12 protein-coding genes are annotated in these 14,115 nt (G+C 58.1%); 10 read left to right on the top strand and 2 right to left on the bottom strand.

Annotated elements, in window-relative coordinates:
• Positions 1-11: 11 nt before the first annotated feature.
• Positions 12-707, bottom strand: coding sequence for a pirin family protein (locus JFU47_RS04740; protein ID WP_123364433.1), 696 nt, complete (start codon positions 705-707; stop codon positions 12-14).
• A gap of 280 nt (positions 708-987) precedes the next feature.
• On the opposite strand from JFU47_RS04740, the gene JFU47_RS04735 reads away from it, so the two are divergent.
• Positions 988-3,462, top strand: a complete 2,475-nt coding sequence (locus tag JFU47_RS04735; RefSeq protein ID WP_201181421.1) for a UvrD-helicase domain-containing protein — start codon at positions 988-990, stop codon at positions 3,460-3,462.
• A gap of 56 nt (positions 3,463-3,518) precedes the next feature.
• Here JFU47_RS04735 and JFU47_RS04730 read toward each other — a convergent pair whose 3' ends face one another.
• On the bottom strand, positions 3,519-3,791 hold the full coding sequence (locus JFU47_RS04730; protein WP_201181411.1) for a DUF1652 domain-containing protein: 273 nt from the start codon (positions 3,789-3,791) through the stop codon (positions 3,519-3,521).
• A 263-nt stretch (positions 3,792-4,054) separates the two neighbouring features.
• Here JFU47_RS04730 and JFU47_RS04725 point away from each other — a divergent pair, with 263 nt between their 5' ends.
• From JFU47_RS04725 to JFU47_RS04685, 9 genes are all read left to right on the top strand, one after another.
• On the top strand, positions 4,055-4,870 hold the full coding sequence (locus JFU47_RS04725; RefSeq protein WP_201181409.1) for a helix-turn-helix domain-containing protein: 816 nt from the start codon (positions 4,055-4,057) through the stop codon (positions 4,868-4,870).
• 50 nt (positions 4,871-4,920) lie between these two features.
• Positions 4,921-6,324, top strand: a complete 1,404-nt coding sequence (locus tag JFU47_RS04720) for an NAD(P)/FAD-dependent oxidoreductase (RefSeq protein ID WP_201181408.1) — start codon at positions 4,921-4,923, stop codon at positions 6,322-6,324.
• Positions 6,325-6,367: 43 nt separating this feature from the next.
• Positions 6,368-6,709 (top strand): cupin domain-containing protein, encoded by a 342-nt coding sequence (locus JFU47_RS04715; RefSeq protein ID WP_140893940.1) that lies wholly within the window; start codon positions 6,368-6,370, stop codon positions 6,707-6,709.
• A 47-nt stretch (positions 6,710-6,756) separates the two neighbouring features.
• Complete coding sequence (locus JFU47_RS04710; RefSeq protein WP_201181406.1) at positions 6,757-7,842, top strand: polyamine ABC transporter substrate-binding protein; 1,086 nt, start codon at positions 6,757-6,759, stop codon at positions 7,840-7,842.
• A gap of 91 nt (positions 7,843-7,933) precedes the next feature.
• On the top strand, positions 7,934-8,392 hold the full coding sequence (locus tag JFU47_RS04705) for an REP-associated tyrosine transposase (RefSeq protein WP_201181404.1): 459 nt from the start codon (positions 7,934-7,936) through the stop codon (positions 8,390-8,392).
• 477 nt (positions 8,393-8,869) lie between these two features.
• The gene (locus JFU47_RS04700) at positions 8,870-10,327 is read left to right on the top strand and encodes a serralysin family metalloprotease (protein ID WP_201181395.1); all 1,458 of its coding nucleotides are present in this window, start codon (positions 8,870-8,872) and stop codon (positions 10,325-10,327) included.
• Between the two features lie 67 nt (positions 10,328-10,394).
• Complete coding sequence (locus JFU47_RS04695) at positions 10,395-10,820, top strand: AprI/Inh family metalloprotease inhibitor (RefSeq protein ID WP_201181393.1); 426 nt, start codon at positions 10,395-10,397, stop codon at positions 10,818-10,820.
• Between the two features lie 187 nt (positions 10,821-11,007).
• Positions 11,008-12,783: a type I secretion system permease/ATPase gene (locus JFU47_RS04690; RefSeq protein WP_201181391.1), complete on the top strand. Its 1,776-nt coding sequence runs from the start codon at positions 11,008-11,010 to the stop codon at positions 12,781-12,783.
• Entirely contained in the window at positions 12,780-14,114 is a 1,335-nt protein-coding gene (locus JFU47_RS04685; protein WP_201181389.1) for an HlyD family type I secretion periplasmic adaptor subunit, read from the top strand. The genes JFU47_RS04690 and JFU47_RS04685 overlap by 4 nt, the downstream gene beginning before the upstream one ends.
• The last annotated feature ends 1 nt before the right edge of the window (position 14,115 follow it).

The raw sequence follows: 14,115 nt of genomic DNA, 5'->3' as shown, positions 1-14,115 counted from the left end.
TGTTTACAAGATCAAGCCAGGTCCACCAGGACGATTTCACTGTCTTCGATTGCGGTCACCCGCAACACCTGCTCATCGGCAACCGCAATGCCGTCTCGAGCTTGTGCACGCAAGCCATTGACTTCAATGATGCCGGTGGCCGGTACCAGATAGGCGCGACGGCCATTGTCCAGGCGATACTCGGCGGATTCACCGGCCTTCAGGTTCGCGGCCACCAATCGTGCATCGGCTCGAATCCGCAGGCTTTGATCGTCGCCGGCCTTACCGCTCGCCAGCGTTACGAAACCTTCGCGCTGACCTTTTGGAAAAGGCTTGGCGCCCCAGGACGGTGCCAAACCGGTTTCGTTCGGGATGATCCAGATCTGGAAGATTCTGGTCTCGGTCGCCTCCAGGTTGTATTCACTGTGGGCGATCCCGGTGCCGGCGCTCATGACCTGAACGTCGCCCGCTTCGGTACGACCCTTGTTGCCCAGATTGTCTTCGTGAGTGATTGCGCCTTCACGGACATAAGTGATGATTTCCATGTCCCGGTGCGGGTGTTTCGGGAACCCGGTGCCAGAGGCAATCACGTCGTCGTTCCACACCCGCAGGTTGCCCCAGTTCATGCGTTTTGGGTCATGGTATTCGGCGAACGAAAAGTGGTGATGAGCATCCAACCAGCCATGGTTAGCGCCGCCCAGGGATTTGAAAGGTCTGAGTTCAAGCATGATCGTCTCCTGAAAAGGTTCGTCATGGGGCAGAGCGCCTGAGCCACGAAACGCGAACCGGTGGTTGATGGCGAGCATCATCTATCAGGTACTGATCGATAAAAAGCGTAAAAAATGCCTCAATACAATCGAATAATTTGATATCAAATAACCTCGAAAGACTCTCACCCAACCTTCACTTCATCGCATAAGCCAATGACCTGTAAGCATTTCACTAGAACTGAACGGCAAATGCAGACACCATAGCCCTCAACAGCCTCACACCCTGGAGTCAGCCCGCGTGCCGCAACACACCCCCGATCTTCCTCCTGAACTTCGTCCCCTGGCCGAGATGCCGCTGCTCAAGCGTCTGGCCGCCCGGTTCTTTGGTCACGGCCTGACGCGTCTGCGCGCACAACACAGGGCATCCTGGCTGCACGGCCAGGCCGACGGCTTTCGCAGCGGGCACAGCGCCGGGGTGGATTACGGCTATAAGGAAGGCAAACTTGAAGGGTTGGAGGAAGGCCGGCAGGTATTGTTGATCCGCGACTCGCGCTCGACCGAACACCGGCCGCCCAACGTTGACGAGAATCTGTTCGACGATTGGCGTCTGCCGTTGAGCGCTGAGTTGAAGAAGCGCATGAAGACGGATGTCGCTCGACTGCTGCCAGCACACGCCCAGCCCAGTGCCGCGCAGTGGAAAATGATCTTCAGCGATACACCCTCGACCTCGGTGATTGCTGGCGCGGGCGCGGGCAAGTCGACCACGTTGGTGTTGCGAATTTTGCTGTTGACCCACTATCTGGGATTCGAGCTGAGTTCGATGACGGTGGTGACCTTTACCCGTGAGTCGCGCAAAGACTTCATCAACAAACTGATCGAGCTGTTTGCACTCTGGGGCCGGTCGCTCAGTTTCAAAGAGGCGCGTGAACTGGTGCGCACCTTCCATTCGCGAATCCTGCCGATGGTTCGCAGTCTGCCGGGCTTCGAGCGGCTGCAAGCCTTCGAAAACCTCAGTCACCGTGCGCAAAACGGCGATGAGGAGGTCGACAGCAATCCTTTCGACCTGCGCATCAACGACGCCCAGCGCCAGCAACTCAACGCTTGTTATCACAGCCTGCACACTCGCAATGAGCGCTTTCGCGAATTGATCAAGCCGTTGTCCCGTCACGCGCTGCAACTCAAGGAGCTGGAGCGCGATCACCCGGACGTGCAGAAACGCATGGCCGTGACCGAACTGGCCGCCAAGCGTGACGAAGAGCTCTGCGACGCTATTGAAGATTTGTGGTTTCGCGCGGGTGCCTGGCCAATCAAAGGCATCGAGCCGAAGCGCCACACGTTCGATATCAACGGCTCAACATTTCATTGTCATGGCTATATTCCGAGCCTGGATGCTTGGGTGGTGCTGGGATTCGATCCCCGGGAAAACCCGCAGGTCAGCCGCCCTAATGCCAAATTGAGCGTGCGCGCGGAATGGGCGGTAAAACGCACCCTGTTTCAAGCTTTCTGTCGTAAACCATTGATATGGCTGGATAGTTACGAGTCATCAAAGCGTGTATTGGCGTCCCTTGGAGGCGATGCCAGTGCCGGGCCGGGCTTCGATTACAAGGTCAAGGGCGAGCTCAGCTCTGCGCCGTTACTGGACTGTTTTGTCGCTGCCGCCGGATTTATCGAGAATCTTGGCCTGGATGTACCCAATGCCGTGGGCCAGATGAGTTTTGCCAAGGACGACCCCGACCGGTTTTTCTTCGAGGCCTTGAGCCTGTACTGGCGAGCGCTGGAAGATCATCTGCTTGATCAGAAGCCTCCGGTGATGACCTACAACCGGATGTTCGCCTTGTTCAGCGAACATTCGCCGGAAAACCTGAAACTGCTGAGCGATGAGCTGCTCAGGCCGATGTCGCACTTGATGATCGACGAATTTCAGGACGTATCGCCGCAGATCGTTTCCTGGATTCGCGCGAGTCTCACGGAAATCCGTAGTCGTGGCCCGGCCATGCACGTGGGGCGCGGCGCACAACGTTCGTCGTTGCTCTGTGTCGGCGATGACTGGCAGTCCATCTACGGCTGGCGGGGCAGTTCGCCGACGTACTTCATGGAATTCAACAAGGAGTTCCCTTCGCCCAGCACGACCAAAGTCATGCTGAGCGACAACTACCGCAGTCACCAGCACATCATCGATGCCGCCGAACATATCGTTCGTGCGGCGCCGGCGATCGCTGGCAAGAAGGCCAAGGCCAGTGGCGAGCCGAAGGCATTGCTGCCGGTTAACGTTCTCGATCGTGACGATCAAGGCATGGCCCAGCGCCTGATGGAGCACTACAGAAAGGGCGATTCCATCTTGATGCTTTATCGAAAAAGCAGCGATAAGTTATTGATAGAAGAGCATATTCAGTCTGTAGTTAATGTGGATTCTAGCTTGCCGTACGAAGCGCGAAGGCTCAAGCAGCTGACTTATCACAGCGCGAAGGGACTTCAGGCTGACGCCGTGTTCCTGCTGGGTGATTGTCAGCACCTGACCAGTTCTCCGTACAAGAACCAGGTCTACCGCATGGCGGGTCTTGGCAAGACAGGCGACAGCGAAGCGTATGACAGCGCACAGAAAGACGAGATCCTGCGGCTGGCTTACGTCGGCATCACTCGGGCGGTGAGTCATTGCTATTGGTATGTCGATGGGCAAGACACCCAGGCAGCCAATATGCCTAAAGCTTCCGATCGGATCGGCAAAGGCAAAGTGTTCTTTGCCGATCACCGACTGGGCAAGACATCGGCGTGAATCGTCGCGCACAAAAAAGCCCACTTAACGTGGGCTTGTTGTTGAGTGTTCGGCCTTCAGGCATAGCTCCTGAGGGCGGCGGACGGAATGAAAGCCTCAAGCTCGTCTTCCACCGCTTCGATTATTCGTTCTACATCCGCAGCATTCATTACCGTCGCGCAAGGAATGCCGGCGATGGCGATCATGGTCTCGCCACTGGCACGGTCAAATAGACGGGCGATCATACTGCCCGGCGCATCCATGTTCGCCTCGAAACCCATGGGATGAAAATGCCAGCGCATCAGCTGGCAGGCGTTTGGAAAGGTGACTTTACTGAACCCTCTATTCATATGTAGCCCGCCTTATTCATCGAGCGCTTCCTTTAGCTCATGTTAGGAGGGAAGAACCTTCAATGGCTCAACCGGTGACTGCCTTTAAAAGTAGCAGCCAAATGTGAAAACAATGTGGTTTTTTCAGGCCGTTTAGCGATTGGTTCAGTTTTTTTGATGCAGGTCATGGGAATGGTCGGTGTTCGGCCGTTGGCCACCACTGGTTGGTCATTGAAGCTGAGACGGAATTTCGGCAAGCTCGGCTTTTTCTCGCCGAGTCCTTTATGCACGCCGATGATGATGGTCCGCTGCAAACCCAGGCCACGGGTGACACGGTGATGCGTTATCACTTGCGTTGGAAACACCGGGACCTGGACGGGGTGATGGCGCTCTATCACCCAGAGATTCAGTACAGCGATTTTTTCCAGAACCGTGTGATGGGGCTGTCCGAATTACGTAAATACGTGCGCAGCAGCATGCCCCGCGATCCCGATGAGGCCCTGGAGCACTCGGACCGCATTCGCCTGGACGGCAACACGGCGTTTATTCAGTACCGTATAACCCTTCGCGGCGGTGAAGGTCTGGTGTCATTCCGGGCCAGCGAGGCGATTACCGTACGTGACGGACTGATCTGGCGGGTCAACGAATACGCCTCGCTGGTGCATGAACAGCCCGTCAGCAAAGCCGCCAGCAGCCAACGCCCGGCGGTCAGTCGACTCGGGCTGTCTGCACGCCAGCTGAGTTTCATGGCTGAAGACTTGCAGCAATATTTTCAGCGCCAACAACCTTATCTCGATCCCGAACTCGACCTGCAACGGGTGGCGAAGGAGTGCGGGTACAGCCGCAATCAAATTTCCTACTTGCTGAATCAGGTGCTTGGCCAGAGCTTCTATCGATACGTCAACCAGGCGCGCCTGCAGCATTTGCTCGCGGCACTGGATAACGCCACACCGCCACTGCGTATCGACGAACTGGCGTTTGCCGCCGGGTTCAATTCGCTGTCGGCGTTTTACAGCTGCTTCCGTCAGCACACCGGCCAGTCGCCGAAGGCCTACGTAAAACAAATTTCTTTGCGTGCACGCGCGCAAGACAGCCTCTAAGTCCACGCACTAGGATCGACGCCATCGAAGTTTGAGTGGCGGAGTCTTGCATGTCGGCGTGGCGCACTATCAGTTTGTGGATGGATCAACTCGACGAGCCATTATTGGCGCGTCCGGCGCTGGAACAGGATCTGGACGTCGACGTCGCCATCATTGGCGCGGGATATACCGGGCTCTGGACTGCGTACTACCTCAAGCGCCAGGCGCCCGACCTGAGCATTGCCATCGTTGAAGCGCAAACTGCCGGTTTTGGCGCCTCGGGGCGTAACGGCGGCTGGTTGATGGGCAATGTGCTGGGCGAAGACCGCTTGCTCGCCGACTTGCCGCCCGAACAGCGCCGGGCTTCTTTCGATTTGCTGCACGGCATTCCGGATGAAGTCGGTAGGGTCCTCGCGCGTGAAGACATCGACTGCGATTACCGCAAAGGCGGGGCGCTGTATTGCGCTGCCCGCTATCCGGAACAGGAAGCCAGCCTTCGGCACTATCTCGACACGCTCTATAGCCAGGGATTGACCGAAAGCGACTACTGCTGGCTTAGCCCCGAGCAGTTGGCGCAACAGATCAGAGTCGCCAAACCTTATGGCGGTATCTATGCACCGCACGTCGCGACCATTCACCCGGCAAAGTTGGTGCGAGGTCTGGCTCGGGCGGTGGAGAAAATGGGCGTCAGGATTTACGAGAACAGCCCGGTCACCCAATGGCGGTCCGGTGGCCTGCGTACTGCGAAAGCCTTGGTTCGCAGCCGCTGGATCGTGCCGGCGGTCGAAGGTTACTCGGTCACCTTGCCACCGTTGGGGCGTTATCAGCTGCCGGTGCAAAGCTTGATAGTGGCCACCGAGCCGCTATCCGCTGCCACGTGGGACGAAATCGGCCTGAGTCGCGGCCAGGCCTTCAGCGAAAGCAGCCGCCAGGTCACTTATGGTCAGCGCACGGCTGACAACCGGTTGGTATTCGGCGCACGGGGCGGTTATCAGTTTGCTGCCAAGTTGCGCCATGACTTCGACTTGACCACCAGCGAAGTGGAGCTGCGGCGATATCTGTTTGGCGAACTCTTCCCGCAGCTCAAGAACGTGCGGATTACCCATGCCTGGGGCGGCAATTTGGGGATGTCCCGGCGTTTCAAGCCGCACATGTTGTGCGATCAGGCCAGCGGCATCGCCTTGTCGGGTGGCTATGGCGGGGAGGGCGTCGGTGCCAGCAACCTGGGTGGCCGGACTCTGGCCGACCTGATTCTACAGCGCGACACCGAGCTGATTCGCCAACCGTGGGTCATCCAGGGAGGGCTCGACGCGCTCCGGGCCTGGGAGCCGGAGCCCTGCCGCTGGCTTGGCTACAACGCGATCATCCGCAGCTTCGCCCATGAAGACCAGACGCTGGCCAACCCGGCCACCGCACCATGGCGTCGCAAACTGGCCACCGGTATTGCCGGCTTCATGGAAGGTTTCATGCAGTAAACGGCGCGCTCTTCATCTATAGGCTCAATCGACAGGTACTCCCATGAGCATCACGCAATTCAAGAACACCGCAACCCTGAAGCTGGAAGGGTCGAAACCGGTCGCCGTACCACTGGGCATGCCCGTGGCAGTGGCTTCGACCACCAGCGTCGAACGCGACGATGGGGTCGAAACCGGCGTCTGGGAATGCACGCCCGGCCGCTGGCGGCGGCAGATCGTCGCCCAGGAGTTCTGTCACTTCATCCAGGGGCGCTGCACGTTTACCCCGGATGACGGTGAAACCCTGCACATAGAAGCCGGCGATGCACTGATGTTGCCAGCCAACAGCCTCGGTATCTGGGATATCCAGGAAACCGTGCGCAAGACCTACGTTTTGATTTTTTGATCCTCTGATTGCCTGCCAACAACAATAAACCCATCAGGAATCGACTCATGATCCGAAAGACACTGACTCTGGCTCCCCTTGCGCTTTTCGCGACCCTCGGCCACGCGGCCGAGACCGTTAAGATCTACAACTGGTCGGAATACATCGCCCCGGACACCACCAAAAACTTCCAGAAAGAAACCGGCATCGCGTTCAGTTACGACGTCTTCGACAGCAATGAAACCCTCGACGGCAAATTGATGACCGGCAAATCCGGCTACGACGTGGTGTTTCCGTCCAACCACTTCATGGCGCGGCAGATTCAAGGCGTGGCGCTGAAGAAACTCGACAAGAGCCAACTGCCGAACTGGAAAAACCTCAACCCGGCGCTGCTCAAGGCCTTGCAAACCAACGATCCGGGCAACGAACACGGCTTCCCGTACCTCTGGGGCAGCACCGGCATCGGTTACAACATCGCCAAGGTCAAGGCCGTGTTGGGTGATAACGCGCCCGTGGACTCCTGGGACCTGATTTTCAAACCCGAAAACATGCAAAAGCTGCAGAAGTGCGGCGTAGCAATCCTCGATAACGGCCCCGAGCTGCTGCCGGCGGCACTGAATTATCTGGGGTTGCCACATCACAGCAAAAACCCTGAAGACTACAAGAAAGCCGAAGCTCTGCTGATGAAAGTCCGCCCGTATGTCAGGTATTTCCACTCGTCCAAGTACACCAGCGACCTGGCCAACGGCGACATCTGCGTGGCCGTCGGCTTCTCCGGTGACATTCTGCAAGCCGAAAACCGCGCGAAAGAAGCCAAGAACGGCGTCGACATCGGCTATGCGATTCCCAAGGAAGGCGCCGCGATCTGGTTCGACATGGTTGCCATGCCGGTAGACGCCCCGGACGAAAAGGCCGGCTACGCCTTCATGAACTACCTGCTGCGCCCGGACGTCATGGCCAGCATCAGCAACTACGTGCACTACGCCAACGGTAACGAGCAGGCCGACAGTCTGATCGACCCGGCGATCAAGAACGACACCAAGGTCTACCCGAGCCCGGACATGATGGGGAAATTGTTTGCGCTGGAGGCGATGCCGCTGAACATTGACCGGGTTCGTACGCGGGTGTGGAACAAGATTCGGACCGGGAGTTAAGGCTTCATATCTTGTAGTCATTGCGGCCAGTCGGGCTGGCAGGTAACGCTGTAGATTCTTGGCCTCCTTTCAATGGTTAAGAGGCAATGGAATGCCTGTCTGCTTGAATGCTGGTCATCTGCGTATTGGTCGCTTCTCTGAGCCAGGGCGTATTTATTTGATAACGGCTGTCGTTGACCAACGGCAGCCGTTTTTTGTTGATTGGCGACTGGGGAGGTTGGTTGTTCAGGAGTTGCGTCAGGCGCAGGAGGAGGGTTGGGCCGACTTTTTGGCATGGGTTGTGATGCCGGATCACATGCACTGCCTGGTGCAGCTGCACGACAAGACACTGGCGGAGCTGATGTGCCGTATCAAATCCCGGAGCGGTTTGGCTGTTAATCAAGCGCTGGGGCGGCGAGGGCGGCTGTGGCAGAAGGGGTACCACGATCGTGCGGTTCGGCGGGAGGAAGATGTGAAGGCGCTTGCCCGGTATGTCGTGGCCAACCCAATACGAGCAGGACTAGTGACGCGCGCTCATGATTATCCGCTTTGGGATGCGTGTTGGTTGTGAGTGTCTGACGACTGCTGCGCAGCCGAACGCAGGCTGCGCCAGCTGCTACAGGTTTCGCGTACACCGCAATCCTTGTAGCAGCTGCCGAAGGCTGCGTTCGGCTGCGCAGCAGTCGCCAAAATCTCTAATCCAATGAAGATCCAACTGATATCAATGCGCTGGCACTCATATTAATAACTCACGCAAAGTGAGACCCCATCGACAAAAAGCAACTTACCTCTATTTAATAATTAAATAACAAATCGTCAGACAATTTGCGCAAACCGCCATCTAACAAACAATATTTCGACAGCACAGGCATTGTTTCCGGGTACTTGCTGGAACAACTCAATTTGACGTCAAAAAAAATGTAGACGTTTGATTTCGAATTGTGTCAGTTTTCTTTCGCCTTCATTGGGCGAGTGATAGGACGATCTCGCCAGAGATTGTTGCTGTCTGACAAAAAACTGTTCCATAGCTAAACAAGGAAGTGTGTTTATGTCGAAAGTAAAAGACAACGCTATTGATACCGCCGAACAGGCGTTCCAGCCACTGCACGCATTGGCTGCATCCAGTTCTGCGTTCAACCAGATCAATAGCTTCAGCCATCAGTATGATCGGGGCGGTAACCTCACGGTCAATGGCAAACCCTCCTTCTCCGTCGACCAGGCAGCTACCCAGTTGCTGCGCGATGGCGCTGCCTACCAGGACAAGGACGGCAGCGGCAAAATCGAACTCACCTACACGTTCCTGACCTCGGCGTCGTCGAGCACCATGAACAAGCACGGGATCACCGGGTTCAGCCAGTTCAGCGCTCAGCAGAAAGGCCAGGCCGTGCTGGCCATGCAATCCTGGGCCGACGTGGCCAATGTCACGTTCACCGATAAGGCCGCGGGCGGCGACGGTCACATGACCTTCGGTAACTACAGCGGCGGTCAGGATGGTGCGGCGGCTTTTGCCTATCTGCCTGGCACGGGCGCGGGTTACGACGGTACTTCCTGGTACCTGACCAACAGCAGCTACACGCCAAACAAGACGCCGGACCTGAACAATTACGGCCGGCAAACCCTGACCCACGAAATCGGTCACACCTTGGGCCTGGCCCATCCTGGCGACTACAACGCCGGCGAGGGCGCTCCGACCTACAACGACGCGTCCTACGGGCAGGACACCCGCGGTTACAGCGTCATGAGCTACTGGAGTGAAAGCAATACCAGCCAGAACTTCAGCAAGGGCGGCGTCGAAGCCTATTCGTCCGGTCCGCTGATGGACGATATCGCGGCCATCCAAAAGCTCTACGGCGCCAACACCACCACCCGTACTGGCGACACCACTTACGGCTTCAACTCCAACGCCGGGCGCGACTTCCTGAGCGCGACTTCGTCGTCGGACAAGGTTGTGTTTTCGGTTTGGGATGCGGGCGGCAAGGACACCCTGGACTTCTCCGGCTTTACCCAAAACCAGAAGATCAACCTCAATGAGGCCTCGTTCTCCGACGTTGGCGGCCTGGTGGGTAACGTGTCCATCGCCAAGGGCGTCACCGTCGAGAACGCTATCGGCGGTTCGGGCAACGACCTGCTGATCGGTAACAGTGTGTCCAACGAACTGAAGGGCGGTGCCGGCAACGACATCCTCTTCGGCGCGGGCGGCGCGGACAAACTGTGGGGGGGTGCCGGTTCGGATACCTTCGTGTTCGCCGCCAGCAGCGATTCCAAACCCGGTGCAGTCGACCAGATCCTCGATTTTGTCAGCGGCCTGGACAAGATCGACCTGACCGGTATCACCAACGGCGCGGGCCTGCATTTCGTGAACTCGTTCACCGGTGCGGCAGGCGATGCGGTGTTGACCTCTTCGGGCGGCAACAGCCTGTTGTCGGTGGACTTCTCCGGGCATGGCGTGGCTGATTTCCTGGTCAGCACTGTGGGCCAGGCGGCTTACTCCGACATCGCTGCATGATGTGAGGTGAAAAGGAGGGCGGCGCAGACGCGCTGCTCTCTGCCCCTTGAAATGAGTAAAGCGCCTTATGATCCATAACGGCTTCACTGACAGAGCAACCGCGTGGCTATTGGCGACGTTCATGATGATTTTTGGAGATGTAGCCATGGCGAGCAGCCTGAAATTAGCAGACCCCTCGGAACTGGCTGGCAAGTGGCAGGCGACCCTGATCGCCAAAGATGACTCGCCAGAGTCTCAGGCGTTGCAGGACAAACCGTCCAACGTCTGCGTCATCGACTTTCAACCGAAACAGACGCTGGGTGAGGGCGCCGATTGTCTCAGCGCCTGGCTGGACGGCGAATCTGCGATTGGCTGGTTCCCTGAGCCGGATGGCCTGGCGATCACCGGTAAAGAAGGTTCGAAGATTCTATTTCTCAGCCGCCAACGCGACGGATCGTATAAAGCCACATTGAAATCCGATCTGGTCATAACACTTGTGCGCCAGGTGCAATAACACGACTCGAATATAACGCTCGTCATTGCCGACATAAGCACTACGCAACTAATCGAAGCGCCCTGTTGTCCACGAAAAGTTGTTATTAGTTTGTAAACGTTCCCGCAAAGCCTATATCCGCCCCTGCGCGGACAGTTAATGGAAACTTCGCCCGACAGGGCGAGGAATAACACCTCAGGAATAATCCATGAAGATGGCAAAGAGCCCGGCCACCGCACCCTTATTCAAAGCGCTGGGCGACTACAAGAGCATCCTGATCAGCGTCGGTTGTTTTACCGCGTTAATTAACGTGCTGATGCTGGTTCCGTCGATTTACATGCTCCAGGTCTACGACCGCGTGCTGTCTTCGCAAAATGAAACCACCCTGGCGATGCTGTCGTTGATGGTGGTCGGGTTCTTTGCCTTCATCGGTTTGCTTGAGATCGTGCGTAGCTTCATCGTTATCCGCATCGGCAGCCAACTGGAGCGCCGCTTCAACCTGCGGGTTTATCAGGCCGCATTCGAGCGCAACCTGTTTCGGGGCGAGGGCAACGCCGGGCAAGCCTTGGGGGACCTGACGCAAATTCGCCAATTCGTCACCGGTCCTGCGCTGTTTGCCTTCTTCGATGCGCCGTGGTTTCCGGTCTATCTGTTCGTGATCTACCTGTTCAATGTCTGGCTCGGCGTGTTTGCGACGGTGGGCACGGTGCTGTTGATCGGCCTTGCTTGCCTCAACGAGTCAATGACCAAAAAGCCCTTGGGCGAAGCCGCAGGGTTTTCCCAGAAGTCCAGCCAACTGGCCACCAGTCATCTGCACAACGCCGAAACCATTCAGGCCATGGGCATGCTCGGGGCGTTGCGTACACGTTGGTTCCAGGTCCATTCACGTTTCCTCGGCTTGCAGAACCAGGCCAGCGACACCGGTTCCGTCATCAGCTCCCTGAGCAAAACCCTGCGCCTGTGCCTGCAATCGTTGGTGCTGGGGCTGGGTGCACTGCTGGTGATCAAGGGTGATATGACGGCCGGGATGATGATCGCCGGTTCCATCCTGATGGGGCGGGTCCTGAGCCCCATCGACCAATTGATCGCCGTGTGGAAACAGTGGAGCGGCGCCAAGCTCGCTTACCGTCGTCTTGATTCGTTGCTGCAAGCCTTTCCACCGAGTGACGAGGCCATGGCGCTGCCGGCGCCGAAAGGCCAGATCGCGTTCGAACAGGTCAGCGCCGCGCCGCCGGGGCAACGGGCAGCCACGTTGCACCTGGTCAATTTCAGCCTCGGTGCCGGGGAAGTGCTGGGCGTGCTCGGGGCTTCCGGTTCCGGCAAATCGACATTGGCCCGGGTGCTCGTTGGCGTCTGGCCGACGCTGGGCGGCACGGTGCGGCTCGACGGCGCGGACATTCATCGCTGGAACCGCGACGATCTCGGTCCCTACATCGGTTACCTGCCTCAGGATATCGAATTGTTCAGCGGCAGCATCGCCGAAAACATTGCCCGGTTCAGCGAGGCGGACCCGCAAAAAGTCGTTGAAGCCGCGCAGCAGGCCGGCGTTCATGAACTGATTCTGCGCATGCCGCAAGGCTACGACACCGTGCTCGGCGAGGACGGCAGCGGTTTGTCCGGGGGCCAGAAGCAGCGTGTGGCACTGGCGCGCGCGTTGTATGGCAACCCGCGCCTGGTGGTGCTGGATGAACCGAATTCCAACCTCGACACCGTGGGCGAAGCGGCACTGGCCAGCGCCATCGCGCAAATGAAAGCCCAAGGCACCAGCGTGATTCTGGTGACCCATCGCTCCTCGGCACTGGCCCAGGCCGACAAGCTGCTGGTGCTCAGCGAAGGGCGCTTGCAAGCCTTCGGTGCAAGCCAGGACGTGCTCAAGGCACTTTCCGGTGCCCACGAACAGCAGCGGGAAAAAACCGCGCAAGCGCCGGGTGGGCTCAGCATGAGCCGTCAGTATCAGCCCTCGACAAGGAATTCGGGCGTATGAGCAACATCAGCGAAGCCACCATGGAACACGACTACATCGCAGAACGCCCTGAGCGCGACGCGCGTTTCTTCGTCCGCATGGGCTGGATTCTGGCGATCGTCGGCGCCGGCAGTTTCTTCACCTGGGCCAGCCTCGCGCCGCTTGACCAAGGCATTCCCGTGCAAGGCACGGTCGTGGTGTCGGGCAAGCGCAAAGCCGTGCAATCGATGAGCAGTGGGGTGGTCAGCCAGATTCTGGTGCGTGAGGGTCAAGTGGTGAAGCAGGGCCAGCCATTGTTCCAGCTCGACCAGACACAAGTCGCCGCTGACGTGCAATCGCTGCAAGCGCAATACCGCATGGCCTGGGCCAGTCTGGCGCGGTGGCAGAGTGAACGGGACAACCTCAAGCAAGTGAGTTTCCCCACTGAACTGAGCAACAATCCTGACCCGCGTCTGGCCTTGGTGCTGGAAGGTCAACGGCAGTTGTTCAGCAGCCGCCGTGAAGCGTTTTCCCGCGAGCAGGCTGCCTTGCGCGCCAGCATCGAAGGCGCGAGCGCGCAACTGGCCGGCATGCGCCGCGCCCGCACGGACTTGACTGCTCAGGCCAGCTCTCTGCAACAACAGCTGAGCAACCTTCAGCCCTTGGCGGATAACGGCTACATCCCGCGCAATCGGTTGATGGAGTACCAGCGTCAACTGTCGCAAGTTCAGCAGCAATTGGCAGAAAACACCGGCGACAGCGGCCGTGTGGAGCAGGGCATCCTCGAATCGCGGCTGAAACTGCAACAGCACATCGAGGAATACCAGAAAGAGGTCCGCACCCAACTGGCCGATGCGCAATTGAAGAGCGTGACGCTGGAAGAGCAACTGACGTCCGCCGGGTTCGATCTGCAACACAGCGAGATCATCGCCACCGCCGATGGCATTGCGGTCAACCTCGGGGTTCACACCGTGGGCGCGGTGGTGCGTCAGGGCGAAACCTTGCTGGAGATCGTGCCTCAAGGGACGAGTCTGGAGGTGGAAGGGCACCTGCCGGTCAACCTCGTCGACAAAGTCGGCACGCACTTGCCGGTGGACATTTTGTTCACGGCGTTCAACCAGAGCCGCACGCCGCGCGTGCCCGGCGAAGTCAGCCTGATCTCCGCCGACCAGATGATCGACGAGAAAACCGGTGCGCCGTATTACGTACTGCGCAGCAGCGTCAGCGATCAGGCCATGGAAAAACTCAACGGTCTGGTGATCAAGCCTGGCATGCCGGCGGAAATGTTCGTGCGCACCGGTGAACGTTCACTCCTCAACTATTTGTTCAAACCGCTGCTCGACCGGGCAGGTTCCGCGTTGACCGAGGAATAAG

Origin of the sequence: Pseudomonas sp. TH39(2020) (assembly GCF_016650715.1) — a bacterium.
Classification (GTDB): Bacteria; Pseudomonadota; Gammaproteobacteria; order Pseudomonadales; family Pseudomonadaceae; genus Aquipseudomonas; species Aquipseudomonas mandelii_C.
This window is presented reverse-complemented; position numbering and strand designations above follow the sequence as displayed.

Excerpts from the sequence above, each read along its gene's own strand:
- JFU47_RS04740 (WP_123364433.1), bottom strand. The coding sequence starts at position 707 with ATGCTTGAACTCAGACCTTTCAAATCCCTGGGCGGCGCTAACCATGGC.
- JFU47_RS04730 (WP_201181411.1), bottom strand. The coding sequence starts at position 3,791 with ATGAATAGAGGGTTCAGTAAAGTCACCTTTCCAAACGCCTGCCAGCTG.
- JFU47_RS04725 (WP_201181409.1), top strand. The coding sequence starts at position 4,055 with ATGCACGCCGATGATGATGGTCCGCTGCAAACCCAGGCCACGGGTGAC.
- JFU47_RS04720 (WP_201181408.1), top strand. The coding sequence starts at position 4,921 with ATGTCGGCGTGGCGCACTATCAGTTTGTGGATGGATCAACTCGACGAG.
- JFU47_RS04715 (WP_140893940.1), top strand. The coding sequence starts at position 6,368 with ATGAGCATCACGCAATTCAAGAACACCGCAACCCTGAAGCTGGAAGGG.
- JFU47_RS04710 (WP_201181406.1), top strand. The coding sequence starts at position 6,757 with ATGATCCGAAAGACACTGACTCTGGCTCCCCTTGCGCTTTTCGCGACC.
- JFU47_RS04705 (WP_201181404.1), top strand. The coding sequence starts at position 7,934 with ATGCCTGTCTGCTTGAATGCTGGTCATCTGCGTATTGGTCGCTTCTCT.
- JFU47_RS04700 (WP_201181395.1), top strand. The coding sequence starts at position 8,870 with ATGTCGAAAGTAAAAGACAACGCTATTGATACCGCCGAACAGGCGTTC.
- JFU47_RS04695 (WP_201181393.1), top strand. The coding sequence starts at position 10,395 with ATGATCCATAACGGCTTCACTGACAGAGCAACCGCGTGGCTATTGGCG.
- JFU47_RS04690 (WP_201181391.1), top strand. The coding sequence starts at position 11,008 with ATGAAGATGGCAAAGAGCCCGGCCACCGCACCCTTATTCAAAGCGCTG.
- JFU47_RS04685 (WP_201181389.1), top strand. The coding sequence starts at position 12,780 with ATGAGCAACATCAGCGAAGCCACCATGGAACACGACTACATCGCAGAA.